Genomic DNA, 26,437 nt, shown 5'->3' on the forward strand with positions numbered 1-26,437 from the left:
AAGCGGGTGACTTGAGAGAGGATAAACCCACAAAACCGTTAAAAATCCGGGCATTTTTCATGCCAAGCCCCTTACCCCAGGGTGACAAGCCGCCGACATCGGGCTTGTTCAAGCCGTTATGCTCCATGGGTGAACTTTGCCCAACTCCTCTTCCCCGATTTCTCGTTGATTTTGTGCGGCTACCTGATTTGCCGCTACACCGCCCTGAACCGCTCGGTGTGGCAACAGGTCGACAGTTTGGTGTACCTGTTTCTGTTCCCGGTGTTGTTGTTTCGGTCCATCGTCAAAAGCCCGCTCGATCTGGAAGCTGCGTCCAGCCTGATTGGTGCGGGCCTGAGTTTGGGGGTCAGCGCGATTGCACTTTCGTACAGCTTGCCTTACTGGCCGATTCTGGGCAAACGACTGGACAAACGTGACCATGCGGCCAGCGCTCAAGTGGGATTTCGCTTCAATTCCTTCATTGCCTTGGCTCTGGCCGAGCGCTTGGCGGGCCCAGAAGGCTTGCTGCTGATTTCGGTGTTGATCGGGTTTTGTGTGCCGCTGTTCAACATCGGAGCCGTTTGGCCCATGGCTCGCCATGCCAACACCGGTTTTTTGCGCGAGCTGGTCCGCAACCCCTTGATCATCGCCACCAGTTCAGGACTGGCCTTCAACTTGATGGGTTTCAGCATTCCGGCCTGGATGGACCCCAGCGTCAGCCGCATCGGCGCGGCTTCTTTGGCTTTGGGCTTGATGGCAGCGGGGGCCGGGATGGAACTGCGCACCTTGCACCAAGGCAAACTGCTGGCCGTGAGCGTGCTCTTGGTCAAGCACCTGCTGCTGCCCTTGGTTGCGCTGGGCATGTCCAAATTGTTTGGGCTGAGCGCCATGCAAACGACCATTTTGATGGCTTTTTCAGCGCTGCCCACCGCTTCAACTTGCTACGTGTTGGCTGCTCGCATGGGTTACAACGGGCCCTATGTGGCGGGGTTGGTCACGCTGTCCACGCTGTCGGGCATGCTGAGCTTGCCGTTTGCGCTGGGTGTGCTGCGCTGAGCCTCGGGCCACAAGGGCTGTCGCCTAAAGAGGTGCTGCCGATTTGGCCAGCGACCAGGCCACCTGCTCTTGAACCACCGGGTCCGAATGGTCAGCGAGCACAGCCAAGCCCTTCAGCAAAGCCTGCCGCTCACCTTCGGTCAGGGCCGATGCAGCCAGCGCATTGCCTGCGGCCAAAGCGAGGTTGCGCAGCCACCGGGCGTGACCGATGCGGCGGATGGCGCTGCCTTCGGTGCGGCGCAAAAATTCGACCTCGCTCCAAGACATCAGTTCAGTGATCGTCGACACCCCCAAACCTTCCCGCGGCTGCCAATCAGGAACAGTGCTGACTTGCGCGTATTTGTTCCACGGGCAGGCCAACTGGCAATCGTCGCAGCCGTAAATGCGGTTGCCGATCAAGGGGCGCAGCGCCTCATCGATGGGCCCAGCATGTTCAATGGTCAGGTAAGAAATACAGCGCCTGGCATCCAACTTGTAGGGCCCCACGATGGCCTGGGTGGGGCACAGGTCGATGCACGCGGTGCATTGACCGCAATGCGCCGACACCTGAGGGGTGTCAGGCAGCGCGAAGTCCACGAACAACTCACCCAAAAAGAACATGGACCCAGCCTCACGGTTCAGGACCAAGGTGTGTTTGCCGCGCCAGCCCAGACCGCTGCGGGTGGCCAGCTCGGCCTCCAAAATGGGTGCCGAGTCGGTGAACACACGGTGTCCAAAGGGGCCAATGGCTTGGGCGATGCGGTCTTGAAGTTTTTGCAGACGGCCGCGCAAGACCTTGTGGTAATCACGCCCCCGGGCATAGAGTGAGACCACTGCCTCGCCTGGCTGCAAGCTGCGTGCGTTTTCTCGGGCCAGCCAGTCGGGCGGCGTGTCCAGCGGCAAGTAATCCATGCGGGCCGTGATGATGCTCACCGTCCCTGCCTGAAGCTCGGCCGGGCGGGCCCGCTTCATGCCGTGGCTGGCCATGTAGCCCATGCTGCCGTGAAAACCTGCGGCCAACCAAGCCTGTAATCCGGGCTCGGCCGAGGACAAATCGATGCCTGTCACGCCAATTTGGGACAATCCAAGCTCACGCGCCCAGATCTGAATCTGGGGCCACAGTTCTAGAAGGTCGATTTGAGTACGTTGAGCAGTCACCCGCCGATTGTAGAAAGCCCCACTGCCCCAGCGCATTGGCAGGGTTTGTGGCCGAACGAGGCGGCCACACAAGCCTTTGCCGAGCAGCTGAGCGCCGCCTTGCAAAGCTGGCCCGGTGGGCGAGATGCACGCATTGAATTGCGCGGCAACTTGGGCGCGGGCAAAACCACCTTGGTGCGCCATTTGCTGCGCGCAGCTGGCGTGCAAGGCCGAATCAAAAGCCCCACTTACGCCGTGGTCGAGCCGCACCAAGCAGGTTCGGGTGACGCGGCCTGGCCGATTTGGCATTTTGACTTTTACCGGTTCAGCGATCCGCAAGAGTGGGAAGACGCTGGATTTCGGGACATCTTTGCGGGTCCGGGACTCAAACTCATGGAGTGGCCTGACAAAGTGGCCGGGCAGCTGCCAGCACCCGACTGGGTGATTGCGCTCGATGCCATCGACGAAGACCGGCGCCAAGTGCACATCAGCGCGGGCACGGACCGAGGTCAAGAATGGTTGTCTTCTTGGGCCACACCGAGCACCGAGGGAGCAGCCGATGCGCCCTGACCGCCGCCGCTTGATCAAAGCCGGTTTTCTGGTCATGAGCCTGGGCGCAGCGCAGCTGGCACGCGGGGCCAACATGTTGGCCGTGCGCATTTGGCCAGCGCCCGATTACAGCCGGGTCACGCTCGAATCGGACGCCCCCCTCAAAACCACGCAAACCTTCATCGCGTCGCCCCCGCGCTTGGCCATCGACATCGAAGGCTTGGAACTGAATGCCGCTTTGCGTGAATTGGTGGGCAAAGTGCAGGCGTCGGACCCCAATATTGCGGGCATCCGAGTGGGCCAGTTCAACGCCAGCACGGTGCGATTGGTGATTGACCTCAAGCGGGCCATTGCACCGCAAGTCTTCACCCTTCAACCCGTGGCCAGTTATGCCCACAGGCTGGTGTTGGACTTGTACCCCAAGGACGGGGTGGATCCGTTGGAGCAACTGATACAAGAACGTGCGGCGGCACAGTCCCCCGCGCCGCCCTCGGGTTTGCCCGCCACCACCACAAACGTCAATGACCCTTTGGGTGACCTGATCGCACGGCGCAGTGTGCCTGCCGCTGGGGCTGTCTTGAACCCAGCCATCCCTGCACCTGCCCCGTCTACCCGCCGACAAGACCTGTGGCCACCTGCCGCATTGTCGATGGACAGCCCCAACCACCCGCTCCGCCCAAATAAAACCCCGCAGGCCAGCGACCGTTTGATCGTGATCGCGCTGGACCCCGGCCATGGCGGTGAAGACCCGGGCGCCATTGGCCCGGGTGGCACACGAGAGAAGGACGTGGTGCTCAAGATCGCCAAAATGCTGCGTGACCGCATCAACGCCAGCAGTGCCAATGGCAGCCCCATGCGGGCGTTCCTGACCCGCGAAGCCGACTTCTTTGTGCCCCTGCATGTGCGGGTGCAAAAAGCCCGGCGCGTCCAAGCCGATTTGTTTGTCAGCATCCATGCCGATGCGTTTTTCACGCCCCAGGCCAGCGGTGCCAGCGTGTTCGCTCTCAGCCAAGGCGCAGCTTCAAGCAGCGCAGCCCGCTGGATGGCTCAAAAGGAAAACAAGGCCGACCTGATCGGTGGCCTGAATTTGGGCACCCAAGACGCCCAAGTGCAGCACGCCATGTTGGACATGAGTACGGCTGCACAGATCAAAGACAGTTTGCAGTTGGGCAGCAGTTTGTTGCGTGAAATCGGTGGCGTGGGTCGTCTGCACAAACCCCGCGTCGAACAAGCTGGCTTCGCCGTCCTCAAAGCCCCCGACATCCCCAGTGTGCTGGTGGAGACGGCTTTCATCAGCAACCCGCAAGAAGAAGAGAAATTGCGCAGCGAGGCTTACCAGCAGCAACTCACCGATGCCCTGATGCGCGGCATCGTGCAGTACTTCTCGCGCAACCCACCCTTGGCGCGCAACCGGGGAATCTAAGATTCAAAGGGACACAGCAGACTGCTGGCTGGTCTGCACATCTTGGTCAAACTGCGCCATCGCGGCCAAGGTCAAGGGATCGGTGGCCAAGCTGGCAGCAAAATCTGGGCGCACCGTGACGGCATGGGCACCCACGGCGATCAAGCGCGACAACACATCCGCCGACTTGATGCTGGCGGCCAACAACTGCAAACCGTCGGCCTGCACGGCCACACACGCCTCGATCAGCGACCACACATCGCGGCCATCGGCCTGCAATCGGCCCACATAAGGCGCTACAAAATGGGCACCTTGGGCACGCGCCCAAAGCAATTGCATCGGATTGGACAGTCCTGTGAGCAAGGTGGGCACACCCCAGGCCTGAACTTCGCGCAGCACGGGCTGCCAGTCGGGGTGACAGGGCAACTTGATGGTCAGGCGGACACGGGCCTGCACGGCGGCAGGCAGCAGCACTTCGAGCCACTGCGCGGCTTCGCCCACGTCGGCGCGCGGCAACTGCAGCATCAGCTCAGGAATGCGTGCTTCACCTGCTTGCGCCACCAAACGTGAATAGCCCATCAGGCTGACAGGCAAACCAGCTTGCATGAACAAGGTGGGGTTGGTGGTGACACCCTGCACGGGAGGACAGCCCGCTGGCAAGGTCCATTGGCTGGCGTCAGCCGAGTCGAGGTAGAACTTCATGCAGCGTCCTGCTTCAGAAAAATGTCTTTGTCCGGGAAAAACTGGCTGTGCAGGGGCAGCAAGGCCCCGCCCAAGGCACGGGCGTGGGCGCCCACCTCCCCGGCCAACAACTGCGGTTGGTGCATGCCGTCAAACCGGTATTGGGTCAGCGCGTCTTGTGTGGCCGCCATCAAAGCGGTCATGAGCGGCGCACCCAAAGAGCCGTCCATCACCACGGCGTCCAGATCAAGCAAGGCGGCGGAACTCGCGACGGTCATGGCCAAGGCCTGGCTGGCCTGAGCGATCCATGGTGCAGTGAGGTCGGCATAAGCCCTGTCCATGATGCCGGCTTGGTGAATCAGCAAAGGGTTGTGGCCTGCGGCCAACAAAGCCTGTTCGAGCTGCCAGCCCGAGGCCTTTTGCAAGAGTTGAGGCGGCATGCCCGAACCGCTTGAAGCCAAACCCACAGGCAAGGAGCCAATCGCACCGGCATTGCCGCGCTCGCCGTTCATGATGTGACCGGACAGCACCAAGCCGCCCCCGATGAAGGTGCCGACAAACACATACAGAAAGCTGCGCACACTGCGGCCATGGCCTTGCAGCAGTTCGGCCACGCACGCCGCCGTGGTGTCTTTGGCAAACACCACCGGCAAATCCGTCAGGCGCTGCACCTCGGCAGTCAGGTCAATGTGCTCCCAACGCGCCAAGGCTTGAGCAGCTTGCCCGCCCATCAGGTCGGCCCATTTGTGCAGGGACAGAGGAGCTGTCAGCCCCACACCCACCGTACGGTGCCATAGCTCGCCCATGCGTTCTTTCAGGGTTTGCAGACCCAGCGCCATCGACTCGAACAAGACGTCTGGATCAGGGTAGTCGTAGAGGACTTCAACACGTTCAACAGGTTGCCCCGAAAAATCGGCTACCAGCAACTCCAGATTGCGGCGTCCTACCTGAATGCCCACGCTGAAAGCCCCTTGCGGGTTGAGAGACAGGGGCACCGAGGGCTGCCCGATCTTGCCGCGCACCCGGTCCTGTTTGACGAGCAAGCCGTCGTCCAGCAAGCGGCCCACGATGATGGCCACCGTTTGGGTGGACAACTGGGTCAGCCGGGCCAGATCGGCCTTCGGGATAGCCCCGTGGTGGCGGATGGCCTGCAGCACAATGCGTTCGTTGAACTGGCGCATCCCCACATGGTTGGAACCACGCATGGCAGAAGTCGGGGAGGCACTGTTCATGGTGAGAAGCGTGGAACGATTCAATTCAAGCGTTAGAGCAGGATTACGCCCTTGCAAAACAAGGCGTTGCCGAAAGCCGTGCCCTCACCGCTTTGCACGATCAGGCTGGCCCCCTTGATTTTCTCGTAAAACGCGTAGCGCTCCACGGCCTCGACTTGTTCGGGTTGGAAGCCTTCGGCGCCAACCAGATCGACCACCGCCTGCTGGGCGGCCGTTCGGTGCCCGTCTGCGCTGTGGCAAACCCGCATGTAAGCGGCAGGCTGCGCCACATCGGTGGCCAACGGAAACACCGACAGCACGGCACGGCTGACCCGCTCTAGGCTGTGGCCGGGAATGCGCACCACCGGTTTGCCTTGGCTCAAAAAGTCTGCGGTGAAATTGGCATCCACCACCGCCACCCATTCACCGTGGCCCATGGCGCACAGGTGCATCAGCAACTCGGGCGTCAGCAGCGGGTCAATCCCTTTCAGCATGTGGCGGCCTCTTCAGAACGCAGGCTGGCCGGGTCGATGGCGCCGGTGATCAGGCCCACGATTTCTTCGGGACTGGTGTCACGGGTGAGCCGACTGCAGATGATTCGGCCCTGGCGAAAGACCCAGATGCGGTCCACGAGGTCAAAAACCTGGCGCAGGTTGTGGCTGATGATGATCAACGGAACGCCGCGTTGCTTGAGGCCTTTGATGATGTCTTCCACGCGGGCTGTTTCCTGAACGCCCAAGGCGGCAGTGGGCTCGTCGAGGATGATGAGTTTTTTGGCAAACCCTGCAGCGCGCGCAATGGCCACGCACTGGCGCTGACCACCCGACATGCCGCGCAGGCTCTCGGACATGTCCTGAATCTTCACGCCTGTGGTGGACAACATGTCAGCCGACTTTTCCCGCATGGCCTTGTGGTTGAGGATGGACAGCGGCCCCAAGTTCAGGCGCGTGATTTCGCGGCCCAAAAAGATGTTGGCGGGCACATCCAGGTCTTCGGCCAGCGCCAGCGTCTGGTAAACAGTTTCAATGCCCTGATCGCGGGCGTCCAGTGGCGACTCGAAATTCACCTTTTGGCCATCCAACAGGATGTCACCTGTATTGGGCTGCTCAGCCCCAGTGATCAGGCGAACAAAGGTGCTTTTGCCCGCACCGTTGTCGCCCACGATGGCGGCATGCTCACCGGGCATGAGGCGAAATTGGGCATCGGTCAGGGCTTTGACCCCGCCATAGTGTTTGGTCAGTTTCTGAATTTCAAGAACGGGTGCAGATGTCGACATGGCGCTACTTTCACAATGAATGGTCCCGATCATGAATGATTTGCTTGAAATCCGTATTAGTAAAACTACTAGGTTTACTTAATCGGGTTTTTCGTTTCCAATCCGTTCGCGGTCAGAGAAAAGGTTTTCTGCCCGGTACAACCCACAACGGAGATACACAGCATGATCACGAAACGCACATTCGGCCGCTTGGCCATCGCTGCAGCTGCAGCCACCCTGTTGACCTCGGCCATGGCCGCAGACGTCACAGTCGCCTACATCACCAACGGCAACACCAACGAAGGCTGGACGCTGATCAATGGTGGTGCCAAAAAAGCGGGCACTGCCAAGGGCGTCAAATTCATTGAATTGGCGGCTGAAAAGGGCGAGTTGTCTCGGCAACTGGCCATCGTTGAAGACATGATCACCCGCAAAGTCAATGCGATTGCCATTGCCCCCGTGGACTCTGCCGGCATTGCACCCGCCATCAACAAAGCTTTGGCCGCTGGCATCTCCGTGGTTGCGGTGGACACCGGCATCACAGGTGCCAAGATCACTTCATATGTGGCCACCGACAACATCAAAGCGGCCAACGTTCAGGGCAAGTGGGCGGCTGAACAGATCAAAGACGGCGACACCGTGATCTATGTGACGGGCGACCAGGGTCAATCCACTGGCCAAGAGCGCAAAAAAGGCTTCGTGGATGCATTGAACGCTGGGCGTAAGAACATCAAGATCGTTGAAGTGGCCACCACCTGGGACCAAACCATGGCCCAAAACGGCGTGGAAGCCGCCTTGCGTGCCAACCCCAACGCCAAGGTGATTGCTTGCGCTTGGGACGGCGGCGCCTTGGGTGCCAAAGCGGCCTTGATGGCTGCAGGCAAGAAGCCGGGCGACGTGAAAATCGCTGGTTTTGACGGCTCCCCAGGTGGTCTGGACATGATGAAGCAAGGCTGGCAACAAGCCAACGCCGCACAAATGCTGGCCAAGATCGGCCAAGTGGGCGTGGAAACCGCCATCGCGGCCGCACAAGGCAAAAAAGTAGATGCCCGTATCGATACCGGTTCATTCTTGGTGCTGCCATCCAACGTGGACAAGTTCGCTGCCGACTCCGGCGTGGGTCAGTTCATGAAGGTCAAGGCCAAGTGATATTGAAGGCCAAGTCAAGTCAAGGCCTGCCCGGACCTGAGGGTCCGGGCTTGTTTTTTGGAATATTGAGAAACTTATGAAATCCATCACCCGACAAGAGTGGTACGGCGCTTTGGTAGCAGTGCTTGTGCTGGGCGTTTTGCTGACTTTTGCCTCGCCCTACTTTTTGACTGCAGGCAACCTGTCCAACATCTTGGTGCAGGCTTCGGTCATCGCTTTGCTGGCGGGTGGTCAAACTTTTGTGATCTTGACCGGTGGCGTCGACCTGGCCGTGGGTGCTCTCACAGCCTTGGCGGGTGCCGTGGCCGGCCACATGATGATCAAAATGGGCATTGACCCTTATCTGGCCATGCTGATGGCACTGGCCATTGGCGCGGCAGTGGGCGTCTTCAACGGCTACTTGGTGGCCTTTGTCGGCATACCCGCTTTCATCGTCACGCTGGGCGGCCTGACGCTGTGGCGTGGGCTGGCCTTTGACATGACGGGCGGTTTTGACAATGCAGGTTTGCCCGATCCCCTGCCCTTCATCGGCTACGGCGATGTGCTGGGTGTGCCCATGCCCACACTGATCACCGGCATCTTTTTTGTGGTGATGGCCTTTGTGCTGTCGAGCACCAAGATTGGCCGCTACGTCTATGCGATGGGCTCCAATGAAATGGGTGCTCGCCAAGTGGGTATCAACATCCGCTGGTACAAGCTGGGTGTCTATGTGATCTCTGGCCTGTGCTGCGCACTCGCAGCCATCGTGCTCATGGCCCGCATGGATTCATCGAGCGGCAAGATGGCGCAAATGTTTGAGCTGGACGCCATTGCTGCCGTTATTTTGGGCGGCACTTCCCTGTTTGGGGGGCGTGGCAGCATATGGGGCAGTTTGCTGGGCGCGGTGCTGATCACCATGATCCGCAATGGCATGAACCTGATGGAAGTCTCCCAGTTCAAACAAATGATGGCCATCGGTGCTGTCGTCATCTTGGCTGTCTGGATCGACGTGGTGCGCCGCAAGCATTTGCTCAAAAAATAAACAACGCGCCGGGATCACTCCATGAGTACACCTATTTTTGTGCTGGGCGAAGCCTTGATGGACTGTATCGCTCAGCCTGATGGCCAGCTGCGCCCATTGATGGGCGGCAGCCCATTCAACCTGGCCCGTGCCGCTGCACTGCGAGGCGCCCAGGTGGCCTACCTCAACCCCTTGTCCAAAGACCTGTTCGGACAAGGCCTGGTGAAACAACTGCAGCAAGACGGTGTAGACCTACCCGGGGGCACCAGCCCACGCCCGACCTCTTTGGCTGTGGTGCAAGTGCACGAAGGCCAACCCAGCTATGGCTTTTACCGCGAGGGCATTGCCGATCGTGACTACACGGTGGATGGCATCGTGGACCTGTTGCGTCAACAACCCGTACCCGGAATATTTCACACGGGGTCTTTGCTGCTCATCCCTCCCGAGCACCAAAAAGTGGTGGCCATTCTCAAATCTGCGCGGGACTTGGGCTGGACGGTCAGCGTCGACATCAATCTGCGCCCACAAGTGGCCGGTGAATTGGCGCCCTATGTGTCGGCTTTGCGCGAGGTGATCGGCCTGACCGACTGGCTCAAAGCCAGCGACGAAGACCTGGAAACCATGGGATTTGCCAACGTGGCCATCGGAGAATCGCCCCGCTTAGTGCGTGAGTTGCGTGTAGCGTGCGCGCCGGCCAACTTGAGCCGCGTGGCCCTGACCTTTGGCGGTGAAGGCGCTTATCTGGATGTGGAAGGCCAGAGCCATGGCCTGCCTGTACCTTCGGTCACCTTGGCCGACACTGTGGGTGCAGGCGACACCTTTTGGGGTAACACCTTGGCCGACTGGTCCTCCAACGTTTCAAAGGCCAGCGACCGTGTGGCCGACACTTTGGCCATGTCCATGAAAGCCGCGGCCATCAATTGCACCCGCCAAGGCTGCCAGCCACCCACACTGGCTGAGGTGTTGGCGTTCTAAACCGTCCGCCGAGCCTTCCAAGCCCCCAACATGGCGATCAGGCCAGGCACGATGATCAAGGCCCAAATGATTTTGGACAAGTGGGTTTGCACAAAGGGCAAATTGCCAAACAGATAGCCGGCCAGGGTCAGGCCCACCACCCAAATGAAGCCGCCCACTACATTGAACAAGGTGAATTTGCTGCGGGTCATCTCGGCCACACCCGCCACAAAGGGCACAAAGGTGCGGATGAAAGGCATGAATCGCGCCAAGATGATGGTGATGCCGCCGTATTTTTCGTAAAACGCGTGGGCCTGGTCAAAGCCTTTGCGGCTGAAAAACCGCGAGTCTTCCCACTGGAACACCCGGGGGCCGAAGTAGCGACCGATCGTGTAATTGGTCTGGTCGCCCAAAATGGCTGCCACCAACAACAAACCCATCACCAGCGGCAAGCTCATCAAACCCGCGCCGCACATGGCGCCAACAATGAACAAGAGCGAATCACCCGGCAAAAACGGCATGACCACGACGCCGGTTTCCACAAAAATGATGAGAAACAACAGGGCATAGACCCAGGCCCCATATTGGGAAACAAAGGCCTCCAGATAACGGTCGACGTGGAGGATGAAATCAACAAGTTGCAAAAGGATGTCCATGGGGCAGATTATCCCTGCCCAAGCCCTAAAATCAGGCAGTGACTTTTGAACAAACCCCGGCTACCGCGCGCCGCCCCATTCGCGAACTCCCCGATGAACTGATCAGCCAAATCGCCGCAGGCGAGGTGGTCGAGCGGCCTGCTTCGGTCGTGCGCGAATTGGTGGACAACGCCATGGACGCAGGCGCACGCAGCATCACCCTGCGTCTGATGGGGGGTGGCACCCGGCTGATCTCGGTGGAAGACGACGGCGGCGGCATCGCCTCCGACGAGCTGGCCACCGCCCTCAAACGCCACGCCACCAGCAAGATCGGCAACCTCGATGACCTTGAATCGGTCATGACCATGGGTTTCCGGGGTGAGGCACTGGCGGCCATCAACTCGGTGTCTGAGCTCACCCTGCTCTCGCGCATGGACGGCCAAGCCACCGCCTTTGCCTTGGACGGCCGCACTGGCGAAATCCGCCCTGCCGCCCGCGCGGTGGGCACCACCGTGGAAGTCAAAGAGCTGTTTTTCTCGACCCCCGCACGCCGCAAGTTTTTGAAAAGCGACAGCACCGAGCTGGCGCACTGCATCGAGGCCGTTCGCCGCCATGCGCTGGCTCGCCCCGATGTGGGCTTTGCCATCTGGCACGAGGGCAAGCTGGTCGAGCAATGGCGCGTGCACCCCGGTGCCGCGGGCCTGGAACAGCGCCTGGCCGATGTATTGGGCGACGAGTTCGTGGCGCAGTCCATCGCCGTCGCATACAACGCTGGGCCGCTCAAAGTGATCGGCCGCGCTGGCCTTCCAGACGCTGCCCGATCTCGCCCGGACCACCAGTTCGCTTATGTGAATGGCCGTTTTGTGCGCGACAAGGTCGTCATGCACGGGGCCCGCAGCGCTTACGAAGACGTGCTGCATGGCCACAAGCAACCCGCCTACGCGCTGTTCATGGAGATCGACCCCACCTTGGTCGACGTGAATGTGCACCCCACCAAGATCGAAGTGCGGTTCAGGGACAGCCGCGCTGTCCACCAGGCGGTGCGGCATGCGCTGGAAAACGCTTTGGCTGCGCCCCGCTCACAAAATCTGAGCGAAGAAGTGGCCAGCAGCGCCAGCGAATTTGATCTGAAAGCCCCCACCGCCAAAGCCTTGCCCGAGTCGGCGACTTGGCAGCAAGGCGGCATGGCGTTTGAACGCCCTAGCCCGTCGAGCTTCACTGCGCCGGCTTACAAACCCGCTGATTTTTTGCGCCCCCGTGTGGATGGCGAGCAGGCCATGGCCGATCTGAAGGTGCTGTGGCAGCCCTCACCGCACGCTGCAGAGGCAGCAGGAATGTGGGAGGCCGCCCCTGCGGCCGAAGGCAATTCGCGAGCAGGGGCAAGCGCCCACACAACCACAGCGACCACTGCAGCAACCCTGCCCGAAGGCGACTGGCCGCTGGGCCGCGCCGTGGCGCAGCTGCACGGTGTCTACATCCTAGCCGAGAACAAACAAGGCCTGGTGGTGGTGGACATGCACGCCGCACACGAGCGCATCGTCTATGAGCGCCTGAAAAACCAGCTCAACGCCGCCGATGGCGAAGGCCCGCGCATCGCCAGCCAACCCCTGCTGATCCCGGCCACCTTTGCCGCCACACCCACCGAAGTGGCCACGGCCGAAGCCTGCGCCGAGGCCTTGGCGCAACTGGGACTGGAAATCTCGCCCCTGTCGGCCAAGACACTGGCCGTGCGCGCCGTGCCCACCAGTCTCGCGCAAGGCGATGCCGTAGAGCTCGCCCGCAGCGTGCTGGCCGAGCTGGCCCAGCACGACGCCAGCACCGTGGTGCAACGCGCCCAAAACGAAATCTTGGCCACCATGGCTTGCCACGGTGCCGTGCGAGCCAACCGCCGCTTGACGCTCGACGAAATGAACGCCCTGCTGCGCCAGATGGAAGAGACCGAACGCTCCGACCAGTGCAACCATGGCCGCCCCACTTGGCGGCAGATGACGATGCGGGACTTGGATGCGCTGTTTCTGCGGGGTCGGTGATGACGGGCATGTCGCAAAAACTGATCGTCCTCATCCTCGCGCTGCTGCTCGGCCTGCAACCTGTCACCACCGACCTGTATTTGCCCGCCTTGCCCGCCATCACCCAAGGTTTTGGTGCGGGCATGGGCCAGGCTCAGCTCACACTCACAGCCTTGCTGTTGGCATTTGGCTTGTCACAACTCATTTGGGGCCCTCTGTCAGATCGGTGGGGTCGCCGTCCTATTTTGTTGGTGGGCATGGGGGCTTACACCTTGTCATCCATCGCGTGCGCTTTTGCGCCCGACATGGCTTGGCTGATTGCAGGGCGCACGGTGCAAGGCATGGCCATGGGTGCAGCCGTCATGGCCGCACGCGCCGTGGTGCGCGACTTGTTCCAGCCCGTTCAAGGGGCCAACGTCATGTCGCAAGCGCTCACGGGGCTGGGCATCATCGCTTGCGCCTGTGCCCCCCTGGGCGGCATGTTGACCGACACACTGGGCTGGCGCTACGCCCTGCTGGCATTGGCCGTGTTCGGCGCTGCCACATGGGCCTTGCTGGCTTGGCGTTTTGAAGAAACCTTGGCCCGACCCGACCCGTATGCGCTCATTGCTGGGCCTCTACTGCGGGCCAACCTCGAGATCCTGCGCAACCCGGTGTTTCTCACCTGGTGCTCTTTGTCTGCCGGCTCATACCTGGGGTTGTTCACCTTTTTGGCAAGTTCTTCTTTTGTCTTTGTCACCTTCATGGGTTACAGCAAAACAGCCTATGGCTTTCTCATGCTCAGCATGTCGCTGTCTTACATCGTGGGCACCTTTTGGTGCCGATGGCTGTTGCGCCGCACCAGCGTTCACCGGACTGTGGGCATGGCTGCAGTCTTGACGCTCACAGGCGGCGTGAGCATGGTGGTCCTTGCCTATGCCGGACAAGGTCAAGACTGGTATGGCGCCTGGGCTGTCATGGTGCCCATGTACATCTTCATGATCGGCCACGGCGTGCACCAGCCTTGCGGCCAAAGCGGCGCCGTCGCGCCCTTCCCTCACAGGGCAGGCACGGCCTCAGCGCTGAATGGTTTCTTGATGATGTTGGGCGCTTTTTTCATGGGTGCTTGGTTGGGTTCACACATGGACCAACCGGTTTTTGCACTCGCGCATGGGCTGTTGTTGTGGGCGGTTGTCATCACCGCGGTGGCATGGACGGCTGTGCAGCGCCATGGCAAGCCTGCGGTCGTGTTGGCTCAACCCACCTGATCAAGTGATGACACAGCGCCCCCTTGACGCCATCGCCCTGGTCGGCCCCACGGCCAGTGGCAAAACAGCAGCGGCATTGGCCTTGGCCGAAAGCCTGCAGGGCCGAGGTGGCGCAGAAATCATCAGCATGGACTCGGCGCTGGTGTACCGGGGCATGGACATTGGCACCGCCAAACCCAGTCGCCTTGAACTGGACAGAGTGCCGCACCACCTGATCGACATCCTTGACCCGCTGCACAGTTACAGCGCGGCCGACTTTGCCCGAGAGGCCACCCCCCTGATCGCGGACATACAGGCCCGGGGCAAAACGCCCTTGTTGGTGGGGGGCACCATGCTATACCTCAAGGCCTTGCTTGAAGGTTTGAACGACATCCCATCGGCCAACCCAGGCATCCGGTCCCAAATTCAGCAGCAGGCTCAAGAACTGGGCTGGCCTGCGATGCACGCGCTGCTGGCTCAGGTCGACGCCACCGCCGCTGCCCGTTTGGCACCCGGGGACAGCCAACGCATTGGTCGCGCCTTAGAGGTTTGGATGGCCACGGGACAGACTTTGACGTCTTTTCACCAAAGCGCCAAAAGCCACACCACCGACTGGCACATCCCGATCATCAGCTTGGAGCCCCACGACAGGGCGTGGTTGCACGGACGCATCGCCCAGCGGTTTGACCAGATGATGGCTGCAGGCTTCATGGACGAGGTACGTCGCCTGCGCCAGCGCGGTGACCTGAACCCGGATTTGCCCTCGATGCGCTGCGTGGGTTACCGCCAAGCTTGGGAAGGTTTGGAGGCGGGGTGGCCCGACCATCAGGTGCGAGAGCTGGGTATTTTTGCCACCCGCCAATTGGCCAAAAGGCAAATCACTTGGCTGCGCAGCATGCCGCAAAGACAGGTGGTGGCTGCAGATGGGCCACAAGACCCGATCGCCTGCGTGGTGGCCTTGGCCCAGGGGTATTTGCGTCCATGAAACAGATCTATGGCGCGCTGATCTGGGCCTGTCTTTGCCAAGCAGCAGGAGGGCAGTCGCTGCCCCCTCACCAGCCTAGCGCCTCGTCCCATTCGGCCTTCTCGGCTGCGGGAGTCGCTGTGCAGTCTCTGCACATCGCCAACAACGGGACCCACCCCGTGGAGCTGGTTTGTCCACTCAAAGGCCCGGCCCAGAGCCGCCCCGACACTGCGCCCGCTGAGCCGACTGAAATCCCGGATGCGGAAGACGTCGAACAAGCCCTGCAAGACATACAGGCCACTGCGGGCAAGCGTCCGGCACCCTCACCCCACATAGGCGCTTTGCGCCAGGACAAAACGGTCCCTTATCGCATGGCCATTTGGGGCGACAGCCACATGGCCGCTGCTTTTTTCAGCGACCAAATGCTGCGCCAACTCACCGGGCCCGCAGGGCCCAGTGCCCTCCATGTGAGCAGCCGTTTTGTGCATGCGGGCGTGGGTCATGGAGGCGTGCGGGCCTTGGTGCGCAAGACCTGCTTGACAGGGGAATGGGCGCGCGAGATGGCCTACGCCCACGGCGATGCCGCTGCGGCCCCCGGCCCTGGGATGACCAGCTTGCTCGCCAAACGCCCTGGAGCCACCTTGACTTTGGACTTGCGCGATGGCCAAGGCACGGCCCGCCTGACGCGCTTACAAATCCTGCACCATGGCGGCGCATCGGGCAGCACGCGACTGGGCATCCGTGTGGACGGCGAAGCCGAAACAGAGGTGAGCCTGACACTCCAAGCCGGCCCGAATGCGCTGGAACTCACCACCCCATCGCCTTTGTCAATCTTGCAAATCCGCGTGATCGAGGGCTCTTATCGCTTTCAAGGTCTCAAGTTGGCGCCAACGCCCACACCCACAGCCATCCACCTCGACTTGTTCGCTTACCCTGGGGCCACCGTGGCCGGGTGGGTGCGCAGCGACTTGGCTTATCTGGCTTCATGGTTCACCGACCAGCCCTATGACTTGGCCCTGATCGCCTTCGGCACGAACGAAGGCAACGATCCCCGTTTCAACGAAACGACTTACCGGGAGACGCTGAACAAGGCCCTTGGCCATTTCCGCCAGGTGTTTCCACAAACTCAATGCCTGCTGATCAGCCCTGGAGACCGAGGGGTTCGGGTGGTCAAACCCAAAACCAAAAAAGCCAGCAAAAACGCCCCAAAAAAAGGGGCCAACGCCCAAGGCAAAGCCTCCAAAAATATCAAACCGACAAAGCCTGTGCCTTCAGCACCGGCAGCACAACTGTTGAAATTCAGCCGCATCCATGCACAAATTGGGCAAATCCAAACCGAGTTGGCAGCACAACACGGTTGTCTGGCTTGGAGCATGCAAGAAGCCATGGGTGGCGTGGGAAGTGCCTACCCTTGGGCCCGCAAGAATCCGCCCCTGATGGCCCCTGACCTGATCCACTTCACCCCGGCCGGATACCGCGAATTGGCCAACCGATTCATGGCCGACTTTGGCTTGGCCTCACCATGAGCGCACTGGCCCGTTTGCCCGGTCTCGATGGTTTGCGCGGCGTGGCCGTGCTGGCCGTCATCGGTTACCACCTGAATCTGGGCAACTTTTTGCCTGCCGGGTTTTTGGGGGTGGACATTTTCTTCACCGTGTCGGGCTTCATCATCACTGCGCTTTTGTTGCAGGAACACGCGCGAGCAGGTCGCATCGACTTTGCAGCGTTTTACCTGCGCCGAGCCCGCCGTCTGTTTCCGGCGGCCTTGGTCATGCTGCTTTGGCTGGTGGCCATCACGCCCATGGTGCTGCCTGCAGCTCTGCCGCGCTTGGCTGAAGACCTGCCCGCCGCATTTTTCTACCTGTCTAACTGGTGGCAAATTGTGGCGCAACAGTCGTACTTCGAGGCCATCGAACAACCTCGGCTGCTGCAGCACCTCTGGTCATTGGCCGTGGAAGAGCAGTACTACCTGCTTTGGCCTGTGCTGGCGCTTGGGCTGCTGAACACCGCGGGAAAAACGGGTTTGGGATTCGCGGCTGCGGGTATTGCTGTGTCCAGCACGGCTTGGATGGCTTGGCTTTATGTCACGCAGATCGACGGCGGAGATCCCAGCCGTGTGTACCTGGGCACCGACACGCACTTGATGGGCTTGCTGACCGGGTCGGCCTTGGCCGCTTGGTGGAACCCTTGGAAACTCCGCCTGACTTCCGCCACCAGCGACGAAGTCCTCAACCTGGCCGGAACAGCCGCCTTGGCCGCTCTGATCTGGGCCATGGCCGAAACCCACGAAGGCATGGCCGGTCTCTATCAAGGTGGATTTTTAGGGGCGGCCCTCCTCACGAGTCTGGTGATTGTGGCCAGCACACGCGAAGGCACTTGGGTGGCTTGGATGCTCTCCACCCGCCCGATGCTGTGGCTCGGTGCCCGGTCTTATTCTCTGTACCTGTGGCATTGGCCGGTGGTGATTTGGCTGAAACCCTCACCGCAGGCCGACGCGCTGGAGCTGACTGGTGTCAATGTGGCCCGCTTGGCATTGACGCTGCTGTGTGCCGAAGCTTCCTACCGCTGGGTTGAGAAGCCATGGGTCGCCGGCTCGCCCAAGGCATGGGGCCGTCGCACTTGGATCGGGCTCGGAGCGCTGGTGTGCGTCAATGTCGGTGTTTTGAGTTTCATGCACTCACTGAGCAGCAGTGCCCAGACCGAGCCCTCCCTCCCAGCCTTGCAGGCCACAACCCCAGTGCCCAACCCCAGAACGGGTTTGCCCACACCCTCGCAGCCTTCTATTTCCGCGGCTTCACCCAAGCCGAATCCGGCAGGCTCGGCTTACCAACAGGTCACTTTGGTGGGCGACTCGGTCTTGCTGGGTGCCAGCCCTTATTTGCTGCGCCGTTTGCCTGCAGCCCGCGTTGAAGCCAAAGTAGGCCGCCAAGGCAGCGACGGCCTGAAACTGGTGCAAAACCTGAAAAGCGAGGCGCAGCTGGGCGATGCCATGGTCATTCACCTGGGCACCAATGGCTATTTGGGCGAAAAACAGTTTCGGGCCTTGCTGGAACAACTGGCCGACCGCAAAACGGTGGTGGTGCTCAATGTCTATGGCGCTCGGCGCTGGACCGGGCCCAACAACGATTTGATCGCGCGGGTCAGCCAAAACTTTGACAACGTGCGCATGGTGGACTGGCACGCCATTGGCCAAAGCAACCCGGCCTATTTTGTGCAAGACGGCATTCACCTCTCGGGCAGCGGCATTCATGCTTATTACAACCAGATCCGGATCGCTTTGGGTCAACCTGAGGTGCTGCTGGCTGGCCCTTCACTTCGACAAGTCAAACGCCCTGCACTGCCCTCGCCAATGCCGACCCCTGCGCCAAGTTCAACATCAAGTCCAGCAGCAACGCCCTCTGAAACCGTCATCCCCGCGGCATCCTCGGAGCCGGCCCCTTCCACCACGCCGCTCGCCAAACCGGATCAGCCAACGCTAACCGACAACTGAGCGCCACACTCACAGTCAGCGCCGGGTGACGGGCAAATTCATCGGTAATGGGTTGGGTAACTGGCCGGGTAACTGACTGGATAACTGGCTGGGCAGGCCCAGCTCTGCGTAAGGTGACTGACGCCACTGCCGATGTCCCACCGCTGTCATGCCCTGCCCACCGGGCATGGTGTTGAGCGCACTGTTCATGATGCCCATGGCTGTCTCTGAAGCGCTTTGTCCCCCTTGCCGCATGCTGAGCATTTGTGCCGTGGTGAGCATGCTCGCTTCGGGTGGCGGTGTCGCCGGCAAAGTCAGCACTGCCATGGCTGGCGGTGCAGTCCCTTGCAGGCGCTGCGTCTTTTCGATCATGGAGCCCAGCACGCTGGCGTAGTTGGGTGCGGTGGCATAACCGGCTTTTTGCAAGGCACTGGCAAAGGCCTGCGGGTTGTCCAGTTGCCGCATCGCGGGCACATACCGCGGATTTTGGCTGATCAGACGGGCATAGTCGTTGAACGACTCTTCGTAACTGCCATAAGCACGGAACTGGCCGCGCACCTTTTGCGTGCTGCCGTTGACAAATTCGGTGGTCCAGACCTCGGCCACAGGCCCTTTCCAGTTGCCCCCTGCACGAATGCCAAACAGGTTGTGCGAGGTGCGGCCGTCTTCAAAGCGGATTTCACGCTGACCCCAGCCCGTCTCCAAAGCGGCTTGGGCCACCATGAATGAGGCCGGAATGCCGCTGCTGGCTTGGGCCTGTTGGGCCGCTTGCGCGTGTTGAGCCATGAAAGCGCGCTGCCCCACGGCATGGGCATTGCCGCCACGGCTTGGGCCCGCCGGGTTCAAGGCTTGTGGCTGGGCAGAGGCGAATGGCGTGACCGACTTGTCGGGATTCAGCACCTCCGCCATGGCCAAAGGCTGCGCCGACGACAAGTCAATGCGTTGGTTGGGGTATATCAAGTTTGCGTTGGCAATGCCATTGTCCGCGGCCACCTTGAGAGCCACCCGGTACAACTGTTCACCCGAGAGTTGCAGGGGTGAATGGGTGTCTTTCAACTGCTTTTGGATGAGGCCACTTAAGGTGTCACCCGGGCGGACAGTGACCACGTCCTCTGTGGGTTTGAGCTTGGACAAAGCCTGCGAAAAGGCTGCACCTTGCAGCGCACCCGTGGGTGAAGCCAAGTGAGCTGAACGCGCAGGCGCACCCGTCAGGCGGTCCGAGGCATCGGACGCCGCAGGGGCAAATGGCTTGGCAAGCAGTGTCATGGCTTCAGGAGCAATCGTGATGGCGTTGAACAGACTCTCAAAATTGACGGTTATTCCACAGTTTTAGACAATCAAGCAATTTTTAGGCCCAACTTCGGGCTCACCCCTGCCCGCATTTGCGTCATCCATCGGCTCTCTCTTCACTTTTGAGTGGTAAAACCATGGGTCACCGCGCTTGCATGGACCCTTTTTGAACGCATTCCTTTCAACATTCACTTTGGCCTTGATCATCGTGGCAGCCTTCGGCTCAGCCAGCACCCTGGCTGCTGCCGACATGGCCGTGCTGCGCGTGGCCGGTCTTGGCGATCCCGGGGAACTTAAGTGCCCTTTGCCCAAAGTGCGGCAACAGGCAAGCCGCCCCACCACCGAGGCCGCTGAGCTGGTCCAAGGCGACAGCCAGCCATTGACCTGGGTGAGCACACCGCCTGCCAACGCCTACCCCAACGCCCTCAAAGTGGGACTTTGGGGCGACAGCCACACGGCTTCAGGCACCTTTGCCGACAGCATGCTGGAGGCCCTGCGACTGCCCTTGGCCCAAACCCACCCCAGCTTCATGGCACCGACTTGGGGCCTCAAGGGGGTCCGCCAGCCCCTGCGGCGGGTTTGCCTGAGCGACGATTGGCAATTGGCCCTGGCTTACCGCACGACCAAAGAGGGGCCTGAAAACTATGCCAAGTCACTCAGTGCCATCCAAACCGCCCAAGCAGGGGCTTTCCTGTGGCTGGACTTTCGCCACCCCAGCCCGCAAACACGCGTGAAATGGGCCGACATTCACTTGGCCAAAGGCATCACTGAACAGGGCTTGACCTTGGCGATCACCGTCGACGGTGGCGCCGAATCTGTTGTCCAGCTCCCCGCTGGCAGCCCTGCGCGACTGCGCGTGCAAGCTGACTTGCCTTTTGCCACACTTCAATTGCGGGTCTTGGCAGGAGCCATTCGCATCGATGGCATTGCGCCTGCGTACGAGGCCAAAAGCCAGGTCATCCTGGATGTGTTCAGCATCCCCGGCGCTACCGCCAAAGGGTGGCGCATCGTCAACAAGGATCACCTGCGCCGAGAAGACCCGCTGAGCAAGGGCTATGACGTGGTGATTCTGCAATCGGGCACCAACGAATCGCTGGACCCGGACTTCAAAGTCAGCTTGTATGAGCAACAGATCAGCGCGAGCCTGACCCGACTCAAAGCCGCCTACCCCCGTGCCCGCTGTGTTTTGATGGGGCCTCCCGACGCCCAAAAGTCATCCACCACCGTTCGCTTGATCAACGACAGCCAATACCGCCTGGCCGTCGCCCAGGGCTGCGCACATTGGCACTGGCAAAAAGCCATGGGGGGGCCGGGTTCGGCACAGCGCTGGTTGGCCAAGGGTTGGATGCAAGCGGACCTGCTGCACCTCACGCCCGAGGGCTACACACAAAGCGCCCGCAGCTTTGTGAGCATGGTGCCGATCAAACCCCGCTGACCACCTGCCGGTGTTTCACAGGGCTGGGCAATGCGTAACGCCAATGAAAACTCAATCCCTACCCTGCCTTGACGCCTTGATCTTTGACTGAATGGCTTTGCCCTCGAGCCGCCTTTTCACCGAGCCATACGTTGGCTTGGTGGCTTTTCGGGGTTTGGGGGGCTTGGCGTAAAGGTCCAGCGTTTCGTATAGCCTGGCCCATGCGTCCACCCGGTTGGCGTCTTGCGTACGGTGGCGCTGGGCCTTGAGAATGAACTCGCCCTCTTGCGTCAATCGGCTGTCGCCGGATTGGAGCCAACGCTGCTTGACATCGTCTGGCAGGCCTGAATTGGCCACATCAAAGCGCAACTGGATGGCGCTGGAGACTTTGTTGACGTTTTGACCACCCGGGCCTTGCGCCCGAATGGCAGTGAGTTCAACTTCGGCATCGTCAATGTGCAGTGCGTGTTTCATCAGGCGCTGCATCTGCACTTACTGCAGTGGGCCTTTGAGGTTTTCCGGCACGGGAAGGGGTATGACGTCGATGCCTTCGTCCATGAGGGCTTCGGTTTCTTCGCGGGTGGCTTGACCCCGAATATTACGTTCCTCTCGCTCACCATAATGAATTTTGCGGGCCTCCTCGGCAAACTGGGACCCCACATCTTCGGTATTGGCCATGACGTGGCGGACCATCTTCATCATGGCCGCTTGCATCTGGCTCAAAGTCTCTGAGTTCAACGCGAGGTCAGAATTGGGCACCGGGGAACTCGCATCAGGCGCAAGCACTGTAGCGGGCAACTGGGCACCTCCCGGCACCGCATCGCGGGGTGCGATTGCCGGCTCTGGAGCGATTCCGTGGCCCAGGTTCAAGCGAGGCGCAGAGAGTTTTTTGGTGATATCGCTGTCATTGCACACGGGACAGGACACCAAGCCCCTTGCGCGCTGGCTGTCGTAATCGTCTTGCGAACCAAACCAGCCTTCAAAGCTGTGGCCATGCGCACATTGAAGATCCAGGACTTTCATCTTGTCGCCCGGTCAGTCCAGGCTTTGCCAAAGCAAGGGCCATGATCCAGACAAAGTGTTTTGCAACCAAAGGGCACCCGTGAGGGTTTTGGCGTCGGTCACCTGCCCATCCCTGCACCAGTCCATCAATTGCGCTGGTGTTGCTGTGAACACGTCCAAAAACTCTTCGGCATCGAGTTGACGCGCGCCCAAACTCAAGTCTTTGGCAAACCAGATTTCAATGACCTCGGTGGAATAAGCGATCACTGGGTGAAGGACCCCAGCCCTGGCCCACTGGCGTGCGGTGTAGCCGGTTTCTTCTTGCAGTTCGCGTTGTGCACACAACCAAGGGTCTTCCCCTGCATCGAGCTTGCCCGCCGGAAATTCGATCATCACCTGACCCACGGGGTATCGGTATTGCCGTTCCATGACCAGCTTCAGCCCCTCAGGTGTCTCCAACAGGGGAATGACCATGACGGCACCTGGATGCACCACGTATTCACGGGTGGCCAAGGCTTGGTTGGGCAGCCGCACGGTGTCTCGAAACGCATGCAAAAAGTTGCCGCGCAGCAACTCTTCTTGGCTGACCTGGCGCTCGATCAGGTGGGCATCGGTCATGGGCAATGTCTCAGGCTGGAAAGGCCGATACCCGCTCAATGTGGACGGTGCATGAGGTAACGGTAAACAAAACCGGGGAATGCCAAGGTCACAAACATGGTGCCAGTAACCGCATAAAACTCCCACCCTTGCGGTGCGATTTGGCCGCCATGGTTCTCGAGGGCCAAACCCACCCCACCCACCACAAAGTAGAGCAGCACCAACTCGGCCAATCGCCAAACGAGGGGTTTGGCCTCGCGCTGAGGCCCGAACACCAAAATACGTTGGTTGGCAAAAGGCAAATTGGCAGCCAGCAAGGCCAGCAACACCAACATGACAATTTGCGAAGAAGTGGACATGGCCGTCAGATCAAATGGCCAACATGCGGGCCACAGAATTGGCGCACAGCGCCATCAAAGCGCCCGGCACGATGCCCAGAACCAGTACCAACAAACCATTGATGGACAGAACCACACGCACATCGGTGTCAGCAGACACAGTGGTGGCCGTGACGGGTTCATCGAAGTACATGACTTTGACCACGCGCAAGTAATAGAAAGCACCAATCAAGGACATGAGCACGGCAAAAATGGCCAGGCCAATGTAGAAGCTTTGGCCCGAAACCATGAGCGACTGCAAAACCGACAGCTTGGCGTAGAAACCCACCATGGGTGGGATACCTGCCATGGAGAACAGGCAGATCGCCATCACACCCGCATACAAGGGACTGCGTTGGTTAAGTCCAGCCAAGTCGGTGATTTCTTCACTCTCAAAGCCCTGACGCGCCAGCAGCATGATCACCCCGAATGCCGCCAAGGTGGTCAACACATACGAGACCATGTAGAACATGGCCGAGCTGTAAGCGTTGGCAGCCAACGTGGTTTGACCATTGATGACCCCTGCCACAAAACCCAGCAAGACGAAACCCATTTGCGCGATGGTCGAATAGGCCAGCATGCGCTTGAGGTTGGTCTGGGCAATGGCTGCGAGGTTACCGATGAGGAGAGAGCCGATGGCTAAGACCGACAGCATTTGCTGCCAATCAAACGCCAAGGGCAGTAAGCCCTCTACCAGCAAGCGGATCATGATGGCAAAAGCCGCCAACTTGGGAGCACCACCAATCATCAAGGTGGCTGCAGTGGGTGCGCCCTGGTAAACGTCGGGAATCCACATGTGGAATGGCACTGCGCCAATTTTGAATGCCAAGCCAGCCACGATGAACACCAAGCCGAACACCAAAACCTGGTGGTTGACTTGGCCGGTGGCAATCGCCTTCAAGACTTCGGACAACTCCAAGCTGCCGGTCGCGCCATACATCATGGACATGCCGTAAAGCAAGAAGCCGGAGGCCATGGCACCCAGCACAAAGTACTTCATGGCCGCTTCGGTGGCTTGGGTGTGGTCACGGCGAAGTGCGACCAAGGCGTAGCTCGACAAGGTCAACAGCTCCAAGCCCAGATAGATCACAATGAAATTCTGGCCCGAAATCATGAAGCTCATGCCCAGCAAAGCGAACATGCTCAGGCTGAACAACTCACCGCCACGCAACATGTCGCGATCAAATGCATAAGGACGCGAGTAGACCAAGGTGACCATCACGGCAATCGTGGCAAAGCAGCGCAGCCAATGCCCCATGGGGTCACTCACCACCAAGCGGCCAAAGCCATACAAGGTGTGCCCAGCGTCTGCATACAGCGCGTGCAGCGCAGCCACACCGCCCAATGACAACAAGGTCAGGGCGTAGGTGGCGGTGCGCTTGGGGCTTTTCACGAAGAGGTCGACCAGCGCGATGACGCAGGCCATGACCAGCAACACGATCTCCGGATAAACCGTCATCCAACTGGAGTTGTCCATCATGGGTGTTCTTTCAATTCTTCAAATCTGGCAATGCGCGATCCATCCACTGCTCAGGGCAGTTTGGACTGGGCCACGTGTTTGAGCAGGTCCAGCACCGAGCTGTCCATCACATCGGTGAATGGCTTGGGATAGACGCCCATGTAGAGCACGGCAGCAGCCAACAAGGCCATCACCAAAAATTCACGGCCATTGATGTCGGTCAAGGCTTTCACGTCATCGTTGGCCACAGGCCCGAGGTAAACGCGCTTGAACATCCACAGGGTGTAAGCCGCACCAAAGATCAAAGCCGAGGCGGACAGCATGCCCACCCAGAAGTTGAACTTGAGGGCACCCAGAATGACCATCCACTCACCGACAAAACCGGCTGTACCTGGCAAGCCGCAGTTGGCCATGGCAAAGAAAAGGGCAAACGCCGCAAACTTGGGCATGGTGTTGACCACGCCGCCGTAGCTGGCGATTTCACGCGAATGCACGCGGTCGTACAACACACCAATCGACAAGAACATGGCCGCCGACACAAAGCCGTGCGCGATCATCTGCACAATGCCGCCGGACACGCCCAGTGGATTGAAGATGAAAAAGCCCAAAGTCACAAAACCCATGTGTGCGACCGATGAATAAGCCACCAGCTTTTTCATGTCTTGCTGCACCATGGCCACCAATCCCACATAGACCACAGCTACCAGCGACAAGACAATGATCAACATGCCCCACTCGCGTGCTGCATCGGGCGCGATGGGCATCGAGAATCGCAGGAAACCGTAAGCACCCAGCTTGAGCATGATGGCGGCCAAAACGGCCGAGCCACCGGTGGGGGCTTCCACGTGCACGTCAGGCAACCAAGTGTGGACCGGCCACATCGGCACCTTGACGGCAAACGCCGCAAAGAAGGCAAAGAACAGCAAAGTCTGCACAGAACCTGCCAAAGGCAATTTGTGCCAGGTCAGGATATCGAAACTGCCGCCAGAGGCCACATACAAGTAAATCAGCGCGATCAACATCAACAAGGAGCCGAGCAAGGTGTACAAGAAAAACTTGAACGCTGCATAAATCTTGTTCGGGCCGCCCCAAATGCCAATGATCAGGTACATCGGAATCAAGGTGGCTTCAAAGAAGACATAGAACAAGATGCCGTCGAGTGCACTGAAGACGCCGATCATCAATCCCGACAGGATCAGGAAAGCCGCCATGTACTGGTTGACTTTTCGGGTGATGACCTCCCAGCCTGCAATGACCACGATCACGTTGATGAACGCGGTGAGCAGCACAAGCCACAGCGAAATACCGTCCACACCCAAGTGGTAGTGCACATTGAAGCGCTCGATCCACGAAGCCTTCTCGACAAATTGCATCGCCGAGGAACCGAGCTGAAAGCCCGAATACAGCGGCAGTGTGACCAGGAAACTGGCGATCGATCCGACCAAGGCCAACCAGCGCACGGCGCGGGCTTGGCTGTCACGACCGAGGGCCAGCAAGACGATGCCGAAAGCGATCGGCATCCAGATGGCAAGGCTTAACAATCCCATTTTTATCTTGTCCTCAAAACCGTTAAGCGAGCCAGACGAAATACGTCATCAGCACGAACACACCCAAAATCATGACCAGGGCATAGTGGTACAGGA

The 26,437-nt window shown here is 60.0% G+C and carries 25 protein-coding genes; 12 read left to right on the forward strand and 13 right to left on the reverse strand.

The features are described from left to right. Positions 1 to 129 precede the first annotated feature (129 nt). Positions 130 to 1,035 (forward strand): AEC family transporter, encoded by a 906-nt coding sequence (locus tag SWE17_RS06320; protein WP_322992258.1) that lies wholly within the window; start codon positions 130 to 132, stop codon positions 1,033 to 1,035. 24 nt (positions 1,036 to 1,059) lie between these two features. Here SWE17_RS06320 and queG read toward each other — a convergent pair whose 3' ends face one another. Then, entirely contained in the window at positions 1,060 to 2,172 is a 1,113-nt protein-coding gene (gene queG, locus SWE17_RS06325) for a tRNA epoxyqueuosine(34) reductase QueG (protein ID WP_322992259.1), read from the reverse strand. Between queG and tsaE the strand changes: the two genes are divergently transcribed. Both tsaE and SWE17_RS06335 read left to right on the forward strand, forming a co-directional pair. Next, positions 2,152 to 2,721 carry a tRNA (adenosine(37)-N6)-threonylcarbamoyltransferase complex ATPase subunit type 1 TsaE gene (tsaE, locus tag SWE17_RS06330; protein WP_416234986.1) on the forward strand — a complete coding sequence of 190 codons (570 nt, stop codon included), beginning with the start codon at positions 2,152 to 2,154 and terminating at the stop codon, positions 2,719 to 2,721. The genes queG and tsaE overlap by 21 nt on opposite strands. Next, complete coding sequence (locus SWE17_RS06335; RefSeq protein ID WP_322992260.1) at positions 2,711 to 4,123, forward strand: N-acetylmuramoyl-L-alanine amidase; 1,413 nt, start codon at positions 2,711 to 2,713, stop codon at positions 4,121 to 4,123. The genes tsaE and SWE17_RS06335 overlap by 11 nt, the downstream gene beginning before the upstream one ends. 3 nt (positions 4,124 to 4,126) lie before the next feature. Here the strand turns inward: SWE17_RS06335 and SWE17_RS06340 are convergent, their stop codons facing one another. The 4 genes from SWE17_RS06340 to SWE17_RS06355 are packed head-to-tail and all read right to left on the reverse strand — an operon-like array spanning position 4,127 to position 7,270. Beyond that, complete coding sequence (locus SWE17_RS06340; protein ID WP_322992261.1) at positions 4,127 to 4,804, reverse strand: transaldolase family protein; 678 nt, start codon at positions 4,802 to 4,804, stop codon at positions 4,127 to 4,129. Continuing rightward, the gene (locus SWE17_RS06345; RefSeq protein WP_322992262.1) at positions 4,801 to 6,015 is read right to left on the reverse strand and encodes an ROK family transcriptional regulator; all 1,215 of its coding nucleotides are present in this window, start codon (positions 6,013 to 6,015) and stop codon (positions 4,801 to 4,803) included. The genes SWE17_RS06340 and SWE17_RS06345 overlap by 4 nt, the downstream gene beginning before the upstream one ends. A gap of 32 nt (positions 6,016 to 6,047) precedes the next feature. Continuing rightward, on the reverse strand, positions 6,048 to 6,488 hold the full coding sequence (locus tag SWE17_RS06350; protein ID WP_322992263.1) for an RbsD/FucU family protein: 441 nt from the start codon (positions 6,486 to 6,488) through the stop codon (positions 6,048 to 6,050). Beyond that, positions 6,482 to 7,270: an ATP-binding cassette domain-containing protein gene (locus tag SWE17_RS06355; RefSeq protein ID WP_322992264.1), complete on the reverse strand. Its 789-nt coding sequence runs from the start codon at positions 7,268 to 7,270 to the stop codon at positions 6,482 to 6,484. The genes SWE17_RS06350 and SWE17_RS06355 overlap by 7 nt, the downstream gene beginning before the upstream one ends. Before the next feature lie 162 nt (positions 7,271 to 7,432). Between SWE17_RS06355 and SWE17_RS06360 the strand changes: the two genes are divergently transcribed. From SWE17_RS06360 to SWE17_RS06370, 3 genes are all read left to right on the forward strand, one after another. After that, a complete protein-coding gene (locus SWE17_RS06360; RefSeq protein ID WP_322992265.1) occupies positions 7,433 to 8,398 on the forward strand; it encodes a sugar ABC transporter substrate-binding protein in 966 nt (321 codons plus the stop codon). A gap of 76 nt (positions 8,399 to 8,474) precedes the next feature. After that, the gene (locus SWE17_RS06365; protein WP_322992266.1) at positions 8,475 to 9,419 is read left to right on the forward strand and encodes an ABC transporter permease; all 945 of its coding nucleotides are present in this window, start codon (positions 8,475 to 8,477) and stop codon (positions 9,417 to 9,419) included. A 21-nt stretch (positions 9,420 to 9,440) separates the two neighbouring features. Continuing rightward, positions 9,441 to 10,373 carry a PfkB family carbohydrate kinase gene (locus tag SWE17_RS06370; RefSeq protein ID WP_322992267.1) on the forward strand — a complete coding sequence of 311 codons (933 nt, stop codon included), beginning with the start codon at positions 9,441 to 9,443 and terminating at the stop codon, positions 10,371 to 10,373. On the opposite strand, the gene SWE17_RS06375 is transcribed toward SWE17_RS06370, so the two are convergent. After that, positions 10,370 to 11,008: a DedA family protein gene (locus SWE17_RS06375; RefSeq protein WP_322992268.1), complete on the reverse strand. Its 639-nt coding sequence runs from the start codon at positions 11,006 to 11,008 to the stop codon at positions 10,370 to 10,372. The two genes, SWE17_RS06370 and SWE17_RS06375, sit on opposite strands and share 4 nt — an antisense overlap. Before the next feature lie 38 nt (positions 11,009 to 11,046). Between SWE17_RS06375 and mutL the strand changes: the two genes are divergently transcribed. From mutL to SWE17_RS06400, 5 genes are read left to right on the forward strand one after another with little or no spacing between them, the layout of a single operon-like run. Then, positions 11,047 to 13,017 carry a DNA mismatch repair endonuclease MutL gene (gene mutL / locus SWE17_RS06380; RefSeq protein WP_322992269.1) on the forward strand — a complete coding sequence of 657 codons (1,971 nt, stop codon included), beginning with the start codon at positions 11,047 to 11,049 and terminating at the stop codon, positions 13,015 to 13,017. 8 nt (positions 13,018 to 13,025) lie between these two features. Further along, positions 13,026 to 14,243 (forward strand): Bcr/CflA family efflux MFS transporter, encoded by a 1,218-nt coding sequence (locus SWE17_RS06385; protein ID WP_322992270.1) that lies wholly within the window; start codon positions 13,026 to 13,028, stop codon positions 14,241 to 14,243. 4 nt (positions 14,244 to 14,247) lie between these two features. Next, positions 14,248 to 15,207 (forward strand): tRNA (adenosine(37)-N6)-dimethylallyltransferase MiaA, encoded by a 960-nt coding sequence (gene miaA / locus SWE17_RS06390; protein WP_416234987.1) that lies wholly within the window; start codon positions 14,248 to 14,250, stop codon positions 15,205 to 15,207. Continuing rightward, the gene (locus SWE17_RS06395) at positions 15,204 to 16,712 is read left to right on the forward strand and encodes a GDSL-type esterase/lipase family protein (RefSeq protein WP_322992272.1); all 1,509 of its coding nucleotides are present in this window, start codon (positions 15,204 to 15,206) and stop codon (positions 16,710 to 16,712) included. The genes miaA and SWE17_RS06395 overlap by 4 nt, the downstream gene beginning before the upstream one ends. Further along, complete coding sequence (locus SWE17_RS06400; RefSeq protein ID WP_322992273.1) at positions 16,709 to 18,676, forward strand: acyltransferase family protein; 1,968 nt, start codon at positions 16,709 to 16,711, stop codon at positions 18,674 to 18,676. The genes SWE17_RS06395 and SWE17_RS06400 overlap by 4 nt, the downstream gene beginning before the upstream one ends. 15 nt (positions 18,677 to 18,691) lie before the next feature. Here SWE17_RS06400 and flgJ read toward each other — a convergent pair whose 3' ends face one another. Next, on the reverse strand, positions 18,692 to 19,921 hold the full coding sequence (gene flgJ, locus SWE17_RS06405) for a flagellar assembly peptidoglycan hydrolase FlgJ (RefSeq protein WP_322992274.1): 1,230 nt from the start codon (positions 19,919 to 19,921) through the stop codon (positions 18,692 to 18,694). A gap of 190 nt (positions 19,922 to 20,111) precedes the next feature. Here flgJ and SWE17_RS06410 point away from each other — a divergent pair, with 190 nt between their 5' ends. Then, the gene (locus SWE17_RS06410; protein ID WP_322992275.1) at positions 20,112 to 21,380 is read left to right on the forward strand and encodes a GDSL-type esterase/lipase family protein; all 1,269 of its coding nucleotides are present in this window, start codon (positions 20,112 to 20,114) and stop codon (positions 21,378 to 21,380) included. Positions 21,381 to 21,431: 51 nt separating this feature from the next. On the opposite strand, the gene arfB is transcribed toward SWE17_RS06410, so the two are convergent. Genes arfB through SWE17_RS06440 form a run of 6 tightly spaced genes read right to left on the reverse strand, consistent with a single transcriptional unit; the run spans position 21,432 to position 26,341 of the window. After that, on the reverse strand, positions 21,432 to 21,833 hold the full coding sequence (gene arfB, locus SWE17_RS06415; protein ID WP_322992276.1) for an alternative ribosome rescue aminoacyl-tRNA hydrolase ArfB: 402 nt from the start codon (positions 21,831 to 21,833) through the stop codon (positions 21,432 to 21,434). A gap of 18 nt (positions 21,834 to 21,851) precedes the next feature. Further along, positions 21,852 to 22,382, reverse strand: a complete 531-nt coding sequence (locus tag SWE17_RS06420) for a DUF1178 family protein (RefSeq protein WP_322992277.1) — start codon at positions 22,380 to 22,382, stop codon at positions 21,852 to 21,854. A gap of 12 nt (positions 22,383 to 22,394) precedes the next feature. Then, positions 22,395 to 22,979, reverse strand: coding sequence for an NUDIX hydrolase (locus tag SWE17_RS06425; protein WP_322992278.1), 585 nt, complete (start codon positions 22,977 to 22,979; stop codon positions 22,395 to 22,397). Positions 22,980 to 23,014: 35 nt separating this feature from the next. Continuing rightward, the gene (locus SWE17_RS06430) at positions 23,015 to 23,317 is read right to left on the reverse strand and encodes a DUF2818 family protein (protein WP_322992279.1); all 303 of its coding nucleotides are present in this window, start codon (positions 23,315 to 23,317) and stop codon (positions 23,015 to 23,017) included. Positions 23,318 to 23,327: 10 nt separating this feature from the next. Continuing rightward, positions 23,328 to 24,815, reverse strand: a complete 1,488-nt coding sequence (gene nuoN / locus SWE17_RS06435; protein WP_322992280.1) for an NADH-quinone oxidoreductase subunit NuoN — start codon at positions 24,813 to 24,815, stop codon at positions 23,328 to 23,330. Between the two features lie 50 nt (positions 24,816 to 24,865). Then, complete coding sequence (locus SWE17_RS06440; protein ID WP_322992281.1) at positions 24,866 to 26,341, reverse strand: NADH-quinone oxidoreductase subunit M; 1,476 nt, start codon at positions 26,339 to 26,341, stop codon at positions 24,866 to 24,868. Positions 26,342 to 26,437 lie beyond the last annotated feature (96 nt).

The sequence above is a fragment of the Limnohabitans sp. genome (genome assembly GCF_034680285.1).
Lineage (GTDB): Bacteria > Pseudomonadota > Gammaproteobacteria > Burkholderiales > Burkholderiaceae_C > Limnohabitans_A.